11 protein-coding genes and 2 pseudogenes are annotated in these 13,914 nt (G+C 69.1%); 8 read left to right on the forward strand and 5 right to left on the reverse strand.

The window, feature by feature from the left end:
* Window positions 1–536: 536 nt before the first annotated feature.
* A pseudogene (locus tag ACZ4WV_RS32640) lies at window positions 537–1,082 on the reverse strand (NmrA family NAD(P)-binding protein); the annotation flags it as partial.
* A 602-nt stretch (window positions 1,083–1,684) separates the two neighbouring features.
* On the opposite strand from ACZ4WV_RS32640, the gene ACZ4WV_RS32645 reads away from it, so the two are divergent.
* Entirely contained in the window at window positions 1,685–2,575 is an 891-nt protein-coding gene (locus ACZ4WV_RS32645; protein WP_465752261.1) for a tyrosinase family protein, read from the forward strand.
* Between the two features lie 1,058 nt (window positions 2,576–3,633).
* Here the strand turns inward: ACZ4WV_RS32645 and ACZ4WV_RS32650 are convergent.
* Both ACZ4WV_RS32650 and ACZ4WV_RS32655 read right to left on the reverse strand, forming a co-directional pair.
* Complete coding sequence (locus ACZ4WV_RS32650; RefSeq protein ID WP_465752272.1) at window positions 3,634–3,927, reverse strand: hypothetical protein; 294 nt, start codon at window positions 3,925–3,927, stop codon at window positions 3,634–3,636.
* Between the two features lie 117 nt (window positions 3,928–4,044).
* A pseudogene (locus ACZ4WV_RS32655) lies at window positions 4,045–4,263 on the reverse strand (helix-turn-helix domain-containing protein); the annotation flags it as partial.
* 26 nt (window positions 4,264–4,289) lie between these two features.
* Here ACZ4WV_RS32655 and ACZ4WV_RS32660 point away from each other — a divergent pair.
* Window positions 4,290–4,685: a nuclear transport factor 2 family protein gene (locus ACZ4WV_RS32660; protein ID WP_465752262.1), complete on the forward strand. Its 396-nt coding sequence runs from the start codon at window positions 4,290–4,292 to the stop codon at window positions 4,683–4,685.
* Between the two features lie 297 nt (window positions 4,686–4,982).
* On the opposite strand, the gene ACZ4WV_RS32665 is transcribed toward ACZ4WV_RS32660, so the two are convergent.
* Together ACZ4WV_RS32665 and ACZ4WV_RS32670 are read right to left on the reverse strand one after the other, a co-directional pair.
* Window positions 4,983–5,519: a transposase gene (locus ACZ4WV_RS32665; protein ID WP_465752263.1), complete on the reverse strand. Its 537-nt coding sequence runs from the start codon at window positions 5,517–5,519 to the stop codon at window positions 4,983–4,985.
* A 49-nt stretch (window positions 5,520–5,568) separates the two neighbouring features.
* Entirely contained in the window at window positions 5,569–6,465 is an 897-nt protein-coding gene (locus ACZ4WV_RS32670; RefSeq protein WP_465752264.1) for a LysR family transcriptional regulator, read from the reverse strand.
* 104 nt (window positions 6,466–6,569) lie between these two features.
* Here ACZ4WV_RS32670 and ACZ4WV_RS32675 point away from each other — a divergent pair, with 104 nt between their 5' ends.
* From ACZ4WV_RS32675 to ACZ4WV_RS32700, 6 genes are all read left to right on the forward strand, one after another.
* On the forward strand, window positions 6,570–7,502 hold the full coding sequence (locus ACZ4WV_RS32675) for a DMT family transporter (RefSeq protein ID WP_465752271.1): 933 nt from the start codon (window positions 6,570–6,572) through the stop codon (window positions 7,500–7,502).
* 37 nt (window positions 7,503–7,539) lie between these two features.
* Entirely contained in the window at window positions 7,540–9,054 is a 1,515-nt protein-coding gene (locus ACZ4WV_RS32680; protein ID WP_465752265.1) for a leucyl aminopeptidase, read from the forward strand.
* A 6-nt stretch (window positions 9,055–9,060) separates the two neighbouring features.
* Window positions 9,061–9,450, forward strand: coding sequence for a RidA family protein (locus ACZ4WV_RS32685; RefSeq protein ID WP_465752266.1), 390 nt, complete (start codon window positions 9,061–9,063; stop codon window positions 9,448–9,450).
* On the forward strand, window positions 9,447–10,349 hold the full coding sequence (locus ACZ4WV_RS32690) for a PhzF family phenazine biosynthesis isomerase (RefSeq protein ID WP_465752267.1): 903 nt from the start codon (window positions 9,447–9,449) through the stop codon (window positions 10,347–10,349). The genes ACZ4WV_RS32685 and ACZ4WV_RS32690 overlap by 4 nt, the downstream gene beginning before the upstream one ends.
* An 87-nt stretch (window positions 10,350–10,436) precedes the next feature.
* A complete protein-coding gene (locus ACZ4WV_RS32695) occupies window positions 10,437–12,908 on the forward strand; it encodes a hypothetical protein (RefSeq protein WP_465752268.1) in 2,472 nt (823 codons plus the stop codon).
* Between the two features lie 140 nt (window positions 12,909–13,048).
* A complete protein-coding gene (locus ACZ4WV_RS32700) occupies window positions 13,049–13,615 on the forward strand; it encodes a tetratricopeptide repeat protein (RefSeq protein ID WP_465752269.1) in 567 nt (188 codons plus the stop codon).
* Window positions 13,616–13,914 lie beyond the last annotated feature (299 nt).

The following is a 13,914-nucleotide window of genomic DNA, read 5'->3' on the forward strand; positions in this document are numbered from 1 at the left end:
ACCACCAAAGAAGAAAGCCACAGGGACCAACCCTCCTCCCCCCCCCCCCCCCCCCCCCCCCCCACCCCCCCCCCCCCCCCCCCCCCCTCCCCCCCCCCCCCCCCCCCCCCCCCCCCGGCGGTCTCCTGACCTGTTCCAGGAGGCCGACAGCGTGATCCGCGTATCGCTGGTGCCTCAGTAGATCGGGCGAGTCGGGGCTGCCGTCCGGGGGCTGTCACGTCCCCTTGTCGCGTGGGGTGCTGTCGCGCCCTGTGACGTGTTGGCGGCGCCGTCCAGGCCGCCGCGCCGCCCGCTCGCTCCTCGCCCTGCTGCGCCGCGCGTTGGAGGAGGACCTCACCCGCTGGTAGACCGGGCCAGCCGACGCGGCCGCGCGCCGTCGCGCGGGCGGTGGACAGCTCCAGCAGTGCGCGGCGCGCCTTGGCAGGCCGAAGACCTGGGCGATTCGGGCAGAACAACCCCTGGTCGGCCGGACCGGTTACGGGGCCCGGCGCCTGCGGCGGGTCCAGGGCGGTGATGGCGCCGATCGTCCTGGAACATCAGCTGCTGTATCGCGTCTCCCTCTCAAGGACGGCGCGGAAGGTGTGCGGGGGCCGACCGGTGAGGCGCTGGACAGTGTCGGTGATGCGGTCCTCCGCCCCTTCGGCGATGGCACGGTCCATGCCTGCCAGCATTGCGGCGAACTCCACCGGCACCTGCGTCGTGAGGCGGTCGCGCATCTGCTCGTAGGAAAGGCGGTGGTGGGCCACGGGCCGGTCGGTGACCTCGGTGATGATCGTGGCGATGTCGTCGTGGCCGAGTGCCTCGGGTCCGGTGAGGACGAGATCGGTGTTGGGGGCTTGCTCGTCGGTCAGAGCGCGTACGGCGACGGCCGCGATGTCCTCGGCGTCGACGAAGCCCACCCGGCCGCTTTCGGTGGCGGTCCAAATGATGCCCTCGTCGCGGATACTGCGGGCGTGCGCGTGCGCGCCGGTGAAGTTCTGCATGAACCACGAGGGGCGCAGTACCGCCCACTGTTCGAAGAGATCGGTCAGGGCCTGGTGCACCTTTCCCACCGCCGGGCCGCCCTCGGGAATGGCCGAGGAGCCGGCCCGCAGAGTGCTCGCCGGGGCGCGCTGCGGGCCGCCTGGGAGCGGGCGGGACCGCCGCGGCGGCTGCACGTAGGCACCACCGCAGGCACCAGCGGGGGCGCCACCGCAGGTGCGGGCGCAGGTACCACCGTAGGTACCCCGTCGCTTCCGGCGTTCTCCGCGCGTTTCCGCAGTTCAAAACACATTCCTCGGCCCCGGAAAATCAGACGAACCCCTTCTGTCCGTCTCTGTGCCCTGGTTGCTGGTGGTGGGTGGTGTGTGTGGGTGACGGTCCGGACGGCAGGGGTTCCCACCCTGTGGGGCCGTGTTGATGGTGAGCGCCCGGCGAAGGCCGGACGCTGCTTGGGCCTGTGTCGGCGACGTCAGAGAGTCAGTGGGAGACGACATGAGATGTCAGCGGTCGGTGACAGGGGGCGTGTCGGTAGGCGGTGACGGTTCGGAGAGTATCCGCAGGCTGTACGCGATGTGGCCGGGAGGACGTCGATCGGATCACCGTTGGTGCTGTGATCGCGTCGGGCGCATCTTCGGGTGCGCGTGGTCGTTGGTCTCTTGGACCGCTGGAGGTGCCGGCGGCTCGGCATGGAGGGGTGAGGGCCATGGACCGGCGGCACGTACTGAGGCTCGGGGCGGTTGCAGCCATCGGGGCGGGACTAGGAGGACGGACTGCCTCGGCCGCCGGCGCGGCGGCTTCCGCCACGGTGGTCGTCCGCCCCGAGATCCGGGAGCTGAGCGCGCAGCAGTGGCAGGACTTCGTGGACGCCGTCCGCAAGGTCCATGCTTCCGGGCTCTACGACACCCTGGTGCGCTATCACTACGACAACGTGCCTGCCTCGCACGGGGTCCCGGCCTTCCTGCCCTGGACGCGGAAGTACCTCTCCCGCTTCGAGGAGGAATTGCGGAGGATCAACCCGTCGGTGGTCTTGCCGTACTGGGACTGGAGCCTGGACTCCCAGTCTCCGGAACGCTCCATCGTCTTCACCAACACCTATTTCGGCGGCAACGGCAGGAAGACCGACCACGTCGTGGACACCGGACCGTTCACAAACTGGCAGTGCACCACTCCAAGAAAGCACCTGCTGCAACGCCAGTTCAGCGGAGGGAACACGATCCCCGCGTTCTACTCCTGGCAGGCGCTGGAGCACATCTTGACCAGTTCGACGTCGTATGACGAGCTTCGCCGGTCCCTGGAGGCCGGCCCGAACGGAAACGTGCACACGGGCATCGGCGGCAGCGTCGGTGACATGTCGTACATGTATTCACCGAACGATCCGATCTTCTGGGTCAGCGAGTGCTTCATCGACGTGCTCTGGTCCGAGTGGCAGCAGCGGAACCCGGCCCTGGCCGGCACTTACAACGGTGACCATGTCCAAGCGACCGACATCCTGGTGCCCTTCGACGTGACCGTCGCCAGCGTCCTCGACACCCGAGCGCTGGGCTACACCTACAAGCGGTGGTCGGCGGACGCCGTCCCTCCGCAGACCGCCTAACCCGCTTTTCAGCGACCCAGCACACCACGAACGCCACCGCCCCGTCCTCCTCCAACGGCGGGGCAGCGGACTGACACGCCGCATGTCACTGCGTGCTGACAATCTCGTGTCGTCTGACAGGGCCCGTGCTGAGGGTGAACGCCCGGCGAAGGCCGGACGCCGCTCCGGCCCGGCCGGGCGGGCCGGATAGTGGGTGGCGGACCTCACCCCGCCACCGCCGCCGCCCTGCCGCGCCGCCCCCGTACGGTCGATGAGGACCAGGACCACGAAGACGAGCGGGACGACCGGTGACGCATCCCGGCGAGGAAGACGCCCAGATGATGACCTGCACACGGTGCAGGGCCGCGACCGAGCGCACCCCCTACCGCTCCGGGGCCTGCCCCGGCTGGCGCCTCGGCCGCGTCCGGTCAGCAGTTCGCCGACGGCGCCGCGCTGGTTACCGAGATCAGCCGGTACGGTGCCGGCGGCCGCGCCCACTACGACCCGCCCCACCGACCCGTCCCGCTGGGACTGGGCCGGCGACACTCCCTGACCTCCTCGGACCAACCCGAGCGGCACCACGCCGCCCGCCCGCACACACTGGGGGGAACCGGTCCGCGCCCGAACCCCCGAGCGGGCAGCGGGCCGGCCTCCAGCTGAGGCTCAGCGCCAGGTCACCTCGTCGTGCTGACCAGGAACGCCAGGGCGGCGAGCAGCACCCAAACGTCGGCGTTCGACAGCACCGAGCCGAGCATCCCGCCCAAGCCGGGTCGGGTCGTCGCCTACGAAACGGCGTCCGGCGAGGCGACCTCGTCGATGTGGTGGAGCTGGCTGCGGGCGGTGACGAGGTCCTGGGCGCCGTGCGTGCGGTCGACACTGCAGCAGCCCAGAGCACCCCGGCCGCGCGCCGCCCTGCGGCACTGGCCGCGTTCGAGCGGGGGCGTTCACCGCCGATGTGTCGATCCGCGAAACGGCGATGCGGATTCTGGCGGAGGCCGGCGCGGCGGTCGCCGCCAGTGTGAGACAACTCCTCATTGCGGGCATCTTCCCTGGGCTGGTCGGCGATCAATCGACACTGCCTAACTGAGTTTGCTGCTCAAGACGGCGAGTACATGCGCTCGTTGGATTCGGCGTATCGCGTCGGGTGTCTGTCCGGATGCCAGTAGTTCGTCGATGAGTTCGATCTGTGCGGCGGCCAGCAGGACGTGCGCCAGGTATTCGGCGTCCTCGGCTGTCAGGGTGGGGACGGCCTCCATCGCGGTCCGTGCCAGCAGGTCCCGCATCCACCGGTACTGCTCGCTTTGCAGCAGTCCTGAGGCTGTGGCTTCTCGAGCTCTCAGCAGGTTGCGGTTGTCGAGCTTGAATGTGAGCACCGCATCAAGGAAGGCGACGGCTCGGTCCCGCGGGGGTGCTCCGGGGCCGAGTGGTGGGGGCCCGTTGTCCACCTGATCGCGAAGACCTTGGGCTTTGGTGGCCCACAGCGCATCCAGCAGGCCGTCGCGACTGCCGAAGAGTCGGAAGATCGTGCCTTTCCCGACCTGTGCCTGCGCTGAGATGTCGTCCAGGGAGACGCTGCTGACGTCAGCTCGCGCGAAGAGGCTGTCCGCGGCCGCGAGTACGACCTCAGGCGAGGTCCGAGGGCGTCCCCGCCTCGGCTCCTCATTTTCGGACTGTCGGTCCGTAATGCTGTTAGGCTCTTCAGAGCACACAGGTAGAACACCTCACTGGGGACGTAATGGCTTCATCATCCAACCTGCCATCGTGGTTCTCTTGCGCACTCGACTCCCTATGGGCCGGTGACCTCGACGGCTTCACATCGATCTTCGCTCCGGATGCGCTCTACGAGATTCCCTTCACCCCCACCGGTCCGGTGCGGCTGACGGGCCGAGAGGCGATCGGCGCTTTCATGCGGGGCCTGCTCGACGGGGGTCAGCTTCGCTACGGCTCTCTTACGGACGTCCGAGCCTACGAAACCGGCGACGATCTGATCGTCGAGGCAGTCGCCCGTCATCACCGCTCCGTGGACGGATCATCGATCGACCTGAGTTACATCTGGTTCGTCACACGTCGAGACGGGTACGTAACCCGATTCCGCGACTACATGAATCCACTCGAAATCTCGGCGATTTGAGCGGCCCGTAAGGGGTGGGAGAGTCGGCGCAGGCCGGCTCAAGGGCGCCCTGGGCGAAGCAGCCAACGCCGCCGCCCGCACGGACACCTTCCTCGGCGCCCGCTACCGGCGGATCGTCAAACGCCGGGGCCACGCCAAGGCGCTGGTCGCCGTCGCCCGCTCGATCCTCGTCATCGCCTGGCACCTGATCAACGACCCTGACACCCGCTACCAGGACCTCGGCGCGGACTGGCACCAGCGCCGCCTGAACAGCGCCCGCAAGACCCGCGACCTCGTCCGCCAGCTCCAGGCCCTCGGTCACCAGGTCACCCTCGCACCCGCAGCCTGACCGATCCGCTCACGCGTTCGTCCGTTCCGCTCCGCGCAACGGACGCTGCCACCTGCCCGGCTGAGGTTCGATTTTCCGTTCAGCATCCGGTACGCCCGAAGTCCCACGATGCCGTTACAGGCTTCACAGTTGGGGCGCGTCAGGTCGAAGCCGCCTGCAGCGGGGGCGATCGACGGAACCTGCCCGTGTCTGCCGGCTGACGCCCCCTCCCAGGTGCCGTCCGCCGCCCAGGCCCGGAACCACCGGTACGCCACGTCCCAGGGCGCGAGGTCATGCGGCACCAGCCTCCACGCACAGCCCGTGACCAGCACGTACAGGACGGTGTCCACAACCAGCCGGCGCGGGAACTTCAACGGACGGCTGGCCCACCGCGGATCCCGAACCGGCAGCAGCGGCTCGGTCATTGCCCACTGAGCATCCGTCAACGACGAGTCGAAGGAGGGCCTGCACGCACAGACGCACATGGCGGCGATCTTCGTGGACGCCTCGACGGCGAAGATCACCACCAGCGCATCACAGCACGCTGATCAATTACCCAACACTTTCTGAGACGTTTCAGCCCCTGGACTCGGCGGCCTCGCGCAGCGCGTCCAGGAGGGTGTGCATGGCCGGCTGCGTCAGCGCGGCTTCCTGAACGGCCACGTAGATCGGCCGGACAGCCGCCGGACGGTGCACCTTCCGTACGGCGACGCCCGGAGGACGGCCGGCAAGGCCCAGCCGTGGAATCAGGCCGACGCCGAGACCGGCCGCGACGAAGCCGAGGGCGGTGGCGTGATCCTCGCTGGTGGCGACGAAGTTGGGGCTGAAGCCCGCCGCGGCGCAGGCGTCGACCATGACGTCCAGACATGGGCCCGGCGGTTCGCTGCTGATCCAGGGTTCGCCGGCGAGGTCGGCCAGGTTGAGCGTCCGACGTGCGGCGAGTGGGTGGTCGGCGGGCAAGACCGCGTGGTAAGGGTCGTCGAGGAGGTGCATCAGGCGGACGCCCTGGCGGCTCTTCTCGCCGGGCCGGACCACGATGGCCAGGTCCGCGTTGCCCTGCTCCACTTCCGACAGCGGGTCCTGCGGATCGCTCAGTCGGAGGTCGATCTGCACGCCGGGATGCTCCCGTCGCAGCCGGGCCAGCGCGGGTGCCACCAGAGTGGCTCCGAACGAGGTGAAGTAGCGGATCGCCAGGCGGCCGGTACGTCCGGCGCGAAGGTCGGCCAGCGCGGTCTCCGCCTCGGCGACGTTCCGGCTGATCGTCTCGGTGTAGCCGATGAGAAGCCGGCCCGCCGCTGTCGGCCGTACGCCGCGGCCGAAGCGTTCGAGCAGCGCGATGCCGGCTTCCTTCTCCAGCACCGCCACCTGTTGGCTCACGGCGGAGGGCGTGTACCCCAGCTGCGCGGCTGCTGCCGTCATCGAGCCGTTGCTGACCACCGCCCGGAGGATCTGCATCCGTCTCACGTCGAGCATGCAGTACAGCTTAATGCTCGTGCAGTTATCTTCGCTTGTCCTTCCAGACCGGTCCCGGCATCGTTCAGGGAACAACCTGGGAGGAGAACGAGACGGTGAGCGGTATGGCGGGCGGGGCTCGGGGATGGACGAGGATGGCGATGCTCGCGCTGCTGTGGGGGTCGACGTTCCTGTGGATCAAGATCGCCCTGGCCATGTTGACTCCGGTGCAGGTCACGCTCGCGCGCTGCGTGCTGGGGGCAGTCGCCTTGACGGTCGGATGCCTGCGGGCCGGGCACCGTCTGCCTCGCGGCTTGGCGACGTGGAGGCGGATCTTCACAGCGGCCTTCTTCTGCAACGCCCTGCCCTTCGCGATGTTCAGCGTCGGCGAGCAGAGCATCGACTCCGGACTGGCCGGCGTTCTGAACGCGACGACCCCGTTGTGGTCGCTGCTGATCGGCATCGCGCTGGGGTCGGAGCGCGCGGTCCGGCCGGTCCGCTGGGGCGGACTGCTCCTCGGGTTCACCGGTGTTCTGCTGATCTTCGCTCCCTGGGAGCGGACCGGGCATGTCGGCTGGGGCGCCCTGGCGATCGTCGTGGCGGCGATCAGCTATGCCGTCGGCTTCAGCTACATGGGACGAACCCTGGTCGGCAAGGGATTCCCGACCCTAGCCCTGTCCGCATCCCAGCTCATCGCCGCCGCAATCCTGACCGCGCTGACCCTGCCGGCCGGCGGTCTGACACCGGTCCATCCGCATCTAAAAGGCCTGATCGCCACCGCGGTCCTGGGTGTCGTCGCCACCGGGGTCACCTTCCATCTCACCTATCGGATCATCGCGGACGAAGGCGCGACCAACGCCGCGATCGTCGGCTACCTGCTGCCTGTGGTCTCGGTGGCGCTGGGAGCCGTCGTGCTCGACGAACCCTTCAGTCTGCGAACAGCCCTGGGAATGCTGGTCGTGCTCGGTGGCGTCGGTCTGACACGGCGGAAGCGGACGCGGCCGGCTACGACCTCGCATATCCAGGCTGCGGTGGTCGCCGCCCGCTCTGACAGCTGACTGACACCCACCGAACGAAAGAACGGGAACCACTGAAATGACCGCGTTGACGGTGAGCTCTTCATCTGAGGGATCGCTGCCGGTGGACTCTGTCGTGATCGGCGTCGTCCAGGGCCCGGCCGGCCCGGTCGCGGTGGCCGGGGGCGATCCCGTCACCGGGATGTCGCGCGGCGCGCTCACCGGAGTCCTCGCCGCCCTCGGCATGACCGGCGCCGAGGGCGAGGTGGTCAAGGTCCCGGCCCCCGCAGGTGCACAGGCGCGGGTGATCCTCGCCGTCGGCCTCGGCACCGTCGGCGCGGCCGGGAGCCACGACGCCGAGGCCCTGCGCCGGGCGGCAGGTGCGGCTGCCCGGTCCCTGGCCGGAACCGGAAAGGCCGTTCTGGCGCTTCCGATCGCAACCGCCGAGGCGGCGGAAGCGGTGGCGCTGGGCAGCCTGCTCGGTGCCTATTCGTTCAACGCCTACCGGACCGACGAGAGTACCAAGCCTCCGGTCCTTGAGCTGGAGATTCCTGCGAGCCCTGAGGACCGGGAGACCGTGGAAGCCGGTGTACGCCGCGCCAGCGTGGTCGGCCAGGAGCTGAACCGGTGCCGCGACCTCGTCAACATGCCTGCGAACGACCTGTACCCGGAGAGCTTTGCGGCCACCGTGGAGGTGATCGGCAAGGAGTACGGGCTCATCGTCGAAGTCCTCGACGAGTCGGCCCTTGCCGAGTGCTCCTTCGGCGGCATCCTCGGCGTCGGCCGGGGGTCGGCCCGGCCGCCGCGACTGGTGAAGGTCGTCCACACGCATCCGGAGGCGACGACGCGCCTTGCATTCATCGGCAAGGGCATCACCTACGACTCGGGCGGCATCTCGTTGAAGCCGGTGGGCTTCAACGAGATCATGAAGCGCGATATGTCCGGTGCCGCCGCGGTGCTCGCCGCCGTGGTGGCCGCAGCCCGGCTGAACCTGCGGGTGGAGGTCACCGGGTGGCTGGCGCTGGCGGAAAACATGCCTTCCGGTTCGGCCACCCGCCCCGGCGACGTCCTGCGGATGTACGGCGGCAAGACCGTCGAGGTCCTCAACACCGACGCCGAAGGACGCTTGGTGCTCGCCGACGCCATCGTCCGGGCCGGCGAGGACGGACCGGACGCCATCGTGGACGTGGCCACCCTGACCGGCGCCATGCGGATCGCCCTCGGCAACCAGGTCTTCGCCGTGATGTCCGACGACGAGGCGTTCCGCGACCGTGTCGTGGCGGCTGCCGCACGTGGTGGGGAGTCGGCCTGGCCGATGCCGATGCCCGTCGAGCTGCGCCGCAGCCTGGATTCGTCCGTCGCCGACCTCGCCAACAGCGGTGAGCGGATGGGCGCGGGCCTGGTGGCAGGCCTTTTCCTCAAGGAGTTCGTGCCGGACGGCACCGTCTGGGCTCACCTGGACATCGCCGGACCCGCCTTCCACGAGGGCAGCCCCTACGGCTACACCCCCCGCGGCGGAACGGGAGCGGCGGTCCGGACGCTGATCCAGCTGGCGCAGGAAGCCGCCGACCACACCGTCCCCACCACGCGGTGACCTGACATGCCAGTACTCGACTCTCTCGCCACTGACGCGGCCCCCGAACCGCTCGGGCACTATGCGCAGGCCGTCATCACACCGGACGGCGCCGTGTGGGTGTCCGCCCAACTGCCCGTGGGCGGTGGCATCACTCCCGACTCCGACATAGCCGACCAGACCCGACAAGCACTGGCCAACGTCGTCGCGATCATCGAATCCGCTGGAGCCGGAGTGGACTCAATCGTGAAACTCAACCTCTACCTGGCCGAGATCTCCGATTGGGAGGCCGTCAACGCTGTCGTCGGCGAGAAACTCGGCCCGCACCGTCCCGCCCGGGCCGTACTGCAGATATCAGGGCTGCATCATGGGTTCCGCGTGGCCGCTGACGCCGTCGCCTGGCGGTTCCCCTCATGAGGACCCTCTATCAGGTCGACGCCTTCACCACCGCGCCGTTCACGGGCAACCCCGCCGGCGTCGTGCTGGACGCGGAGGGGATGACGGACACACAGATGCTCGCGGTCGCCAGAGAGCTCAACAACTCCGAGACGGCCTTCGTCCTTCCTGCCGACGGCCCCGACCACGACGTGCGGGTCCGCTTCTTCACGCCCACCACGGAAGTCCCGACCTGCGGGCACGCAACGGTCGGAACACACTACGCCCGCGCCGTGGAGTACGGACTGCCTTCGTGCTCCTTGGTTCAGAAGACAGGCGGCGGGCTCCTGCAGCGCGTGCACATCCACCGGGACGGAGACCGGGTGCGGATCGGCATACACCAGGGAACCGCTGACTTCGGGCCGGAGCTGGATCAGGCCCAGACAGGCCGGCTTCTGCACGCTCTCGGTGCCGAATCCGACGGTCTCCAGGAGAACGGCCCCGTCCAGATCGTGTCCACCGGTCACTCCAAGGTGCTCGTCGAACTGCACGACCGTGCGATGGTGGACAGGCTGCGACCGGACGCGGGTGCACTGACGGCTCTCAGCCACGAGGTGGGCAGCAACGGCTTCTTCGTGTTCACCCGGGACGCCGCCGAAGGCGGCCCGCTCACCTGGTCCCGGATGTTCGCGCCGGCGATCGGCATCGCCGAGGATCCCGTGACCGGCAACGGGCACGGAGCGCTCGGTGCCTACCTGGTGCGGTACGGCATGGTGCCGGCACCCGGCGGCCGACTGGAGTTCACCGGGCGGCAGGGCGTGGCGATGGGACGACCGGGTGACGTTCACGTGCGGGTCGAATCAAACGGCGGTGACAGACTCCTGGTGTCGATCGCGGGCGACGCGTCGACCGCGTTCCGAGCCGGGCTGCGCATCCCATGACGGGTATCACGACGGCGTCGACGACGCCAGGGTCACGCCTACACCTCCGAGCCGACCCGCTCCGTCGAGGCGGTGGGAGGCACGGCCGTGACCGCCGCGCCGTACCTCACCTTCGGCTACGACACCTTCGGCGACCAGACCTCGCACTCCGACGAGCGGGGCAACGTCTGGTACACCACCTACGACGCGGTGGGCAAGGTCACCGGCACCATCGAGCCGTCCTACACGGCCCCCGGCGCCACGACCGCGATCACCCCGTCCACGAGCAACACCTACGACAAGCTCGACCAGCTGGTCTCGCACACCGACCCGCTCGGCAACACCACCAGCTACGTCTACGACCAGCTGGGCCGCGAGGTCACCAAGACCGACCCGGCCGTGGGCGGGGCGACCACCGGCGGCGTGTGGCACTACAGCTACGACGCCGTGGGTGAGCAGCTCTCTCAGACCGACCCGACCGGTGCGGTCCAGCAGGCCACGTACGACTTCATGGGCCGCAAGCTGACCGAGACCATGGTCGAGCGCTCCCCGTCGGCCGCTGCGTACACCACCACGCTGGCGTACAGCAGCACCGACGACCTGGCCTCGGAGACCTCCCCGACCGGGGTCGTCACCACCTACGGCTACAACCTGGCCCACGAGAGGACGAGCCAGACCGACGCCTTCGGCAACACCACCACCTACACGTACGACGCCCTCGGCCGCCAGGTGAAGATCACCGACCCGTCGGGCACCGGCCAGAGCACGGTCTACGACCCGGCCGGCCGGATCACGTCGGTGAGCGACTTCGACGCCACCGGCACCGCCCTGCGCACGCACGGCCTGGCCTACGACGCCGCGGGCAACATCACCTCCGCGACCTCGGCGCTCGGCTACGCGGTGACCTACACCTACGACACCGACCACCACGAGCTGACCGAGACGGAGACGACTGCGCCCGGCGCGACCATCACCACCTCCATCGGCTACGACGCGGCCGGCAACCGCACCGGCTACACCGACGGGCGCGGCAACAACTTCCTGACCACCTACAACAGCTGGAACCTGCCCGAGTCTCAGATCGAACCGATCACCACGGCCTACCCCAACGCGGGCGACCGCACCTACACCACCGGCTACGACGCGGACGGACAGCCCGTCACCCTGGCGGAGCCGGGCGGGGTCACCCGCAACCGCACCTACGACCAGCTCGGACGGCTGACCAAGGAGACCGGTACCGGCGCCGAGAGCGCCACCCGGGATCACACTCTCGGCTACGACCTGATGGGCCGAACCACCTTCGCGAGCACGCCCACCACCAACGACACCTTCGCCTACAACGACCGCGGACAGCTGCTGTCCGCCGCGGGCCCCTCCGGGACCTCCTCCTTCGCCTATGACGGCGCGGGGAAGACGACCACCAGGACGGACGTCTCCGGCACCTACACCTACGACAAGGCCGGCCGACTGGCCACCCACGCCGATCCGGCCTCAGCGACCACGGCCACCTACGGATACGACAAGGACTCCCAGCCCACCACCGTCAACTACGGGACCGGCAACAACACCAGGAACCTCGTCTTCGACCCGCTGCACCGGCTCACCAGCGATACGGTAACCACCGCCGGTGGTGCCACCGTCTCGTCGATCGCGTACGCCTACAACCTCGACGACCAGATGACGTCGAAGACCACCACGGGCTTCGCCGGCGCAGCGACCAACACCTACACCTACGACCAGACCGGGCGTCTGACCTCGTGGAACAACGGGACCGCGAACACGGCGTACGCCTACGACGCGTCCGGTAACCGCACCCAGATCGGCTCGCGGGCGCAGACCTACGACGCCCGGAACCGGCTGATCTCGGACGGCACCGCGAGCTACACCTACACCGCCCGCGGCACCATGTCCGGCAAGACCCCGAACGGGTCGACGGCCACCGAGGTCATGCAGTTCGACGCGTTCGACCGGCTCAAGGCCGACGGAGCGCAGAGCTACGACTACGGCGCCCTCGACCGGATGGTGACCACCGGGCCGACCGCGCTGGCCTACTCGGGCACCGGCAACGAGGTCGCCTCGGACGGCACCGCCACCTACTCGCACGACCCCGGTGGCGTCATCACCGGCATCTCCCAGGGAGGCACCGGGACCATCGCGGCCTTCGTGGGAGCAGCGCGGGCGGGGCGCCGGGGTACGCCGAACGCCACCGTGTACCACTACGGGCGCACGGGCAACGAGCACTACAGCATCGTGGTCCACGGACCCGGGGGCTCCCGGCATGCGCACGGGCACCTGAGCAACGGAAACCTGAAGCCCGGAAAGAAGGACGAGCCGAGGACCAGCAGGCACGGGAATTTCAACCGCGCATTCGACATCCATATCCCGCACCCGGAGGCAGCGCACGGGGCAATGAACAACGCGTATTCCAAGCGGCCGAAGAGCGTCGGTCAGTACAACGCCCACACCAACAGTTGCCTGACGTACTGTGGTACCGTCCTGCGCGCCGGTGGGCTTCAGGTTCCTCGGACCAGCATCGGAATGAAGCTCCACCTGGCAACCCAGCGACGCCATCGGGGCTGATGAAGGAATAAGATCGGGCATTAGCCCGGGGTATTGACGAGTCGGGGTGTGGGGCGTTACGGCGCCCCGCACCCCAAATTTTATGGTTTGCCTTGATAGAACTCCCGGCCGTGCTGCCGGAAATCGCGGAAGTGGTGAGGATGGGTAAGTCGGAACCGGACTGGGCGAAGGAGGCTCGGGCACTCGAAGAGGCCGCTGAGCGGACCAGCGGCGAGGACCGCCTCGCGTTCCTGGCACAGGCGGCCGATCACTGGTCGGAGGCCGGAGAGTACGACCGGGCGATCGACCTCCTGACCCGGGTCGCCGCGGAGAGCGGGGACCCGTCCGACGCCGGCTCACCGGTCCTCGCCTGCTCGCTCTTCCTGGTGGGGCGGGAGGAGGAGGCCTGGGAGGTGGTCGGGAAGGCCGAACGTCTGGCCTCCTCGCGGCGGGACTGGCGCGACTACGACGAACTGGCCGGCTACCTGGCCAGGGCCGGTCGGCCGGAGCGGGCGCTGGAGTACTACGACGAGGCGCTGCGCATCGTTCTGACGCTGGAGCAGCCCGACGCGCCGGACTCCGATCACCCGGCTCTGCGCCCACTCTCATCCGTGCGCAGAAGCCGGCTGCTCGTGCGCGAGCAGCTGGGGCTTCCGGCGGACGAGCACGACCGCGCCTCGGTGCGGAACCTCCCCCTCACCGAGCGGTGGCGCCGCCGGCGCCGCTGACCGGCATCGGCATCCACCGATCGGCGCTCAGCGGAGGGTCGTGGCGGCGAAGAACCGGTCCGGTCCGCGCTGCCCCTGTCGGGTCAGTATCGACGGTCGTAGATCGCCCGCAGCCACGGTCCCCTGACGGCGGGTATCCGCGCGAGCGAGCGGGCCGGGGGCCACCTTGACCGGTGCGCCCCCGGCGGCCACACGTGAAGGGAGTAAGGAGTCATCTCATTTGGAGAGTCTGCGGTAGCAGATGACGGCCACGGCGATGCTGGCGAAGGCTGCGAAGTGCTCGCCCTTGCGTTCGTAGC

This window comes from Kitasatospora sp. NPDC029312 (assembly GCF_055569215.1).

Excerpts from the sequence above, each read along its gene's own strand:
- ACZ4WV_RS32645 (WP_465752261.1), top strand. The coding sequence starts at position 1,685 with ATGGACCGGCGGCACGTACTGAGGCTCGGGGCGGTTGCAGCCATCGGG.
- ACZ4WV_RS32700 (WP_465752269.1), top strand. The coding sequence starts at position 13,049 with ATGGGTAAGTCGGAACCGGACTGGGCGAAGGAGGCTCGGGCACTCGAA.
- ACZ4WV_RS32690 (WP_465752267.1), top strand. The coding sequence starts at position 9,447 with ATGAGGACCCTCTATCAGGTCGACGCCTTCACCACCGCGCCGTTCACG.
- ACZ4WV_RS32670 (WP_465752264.1), bottom strand. The coding sequence starts at position 6,465 with ATGCTCGACGTGAGACGGATGCAGATCCTCCGGGCGGTGGTCAGCAAC.
- ACZ4WV_RS32675 (WP_465752271.1), top strand. The coding sequence starts at position 6,570 with ATGGCGGGCGGGGCTCGGGGATGGACGAGGATGGCGATGCTCGCGCTG.
- ACZ4WV_RS32680 (WP_465752265.1), top strand. The coding sequence starts at position 7,540 with ATGACCGCGTTGACGGTGAGCTCTTCATCTGAGGGATCGCTGCCGGTG.
- ACZ4WV_RS32660 (WP_465752262.1), top strand. The coding sequence starts at position 4,290 with ATGGCTTCATCATCCAACCTGCCATCGTGGTTCTCTTGCGCACTCGAC.
- ACZ4WV_RS32685 (WP_465752266.1), top strand. The coding sequence starts at position 9,061 with ATGCCAGTACTCGACTCTCTCGCCACTGACGCGGCCCCCGAACCGCTC.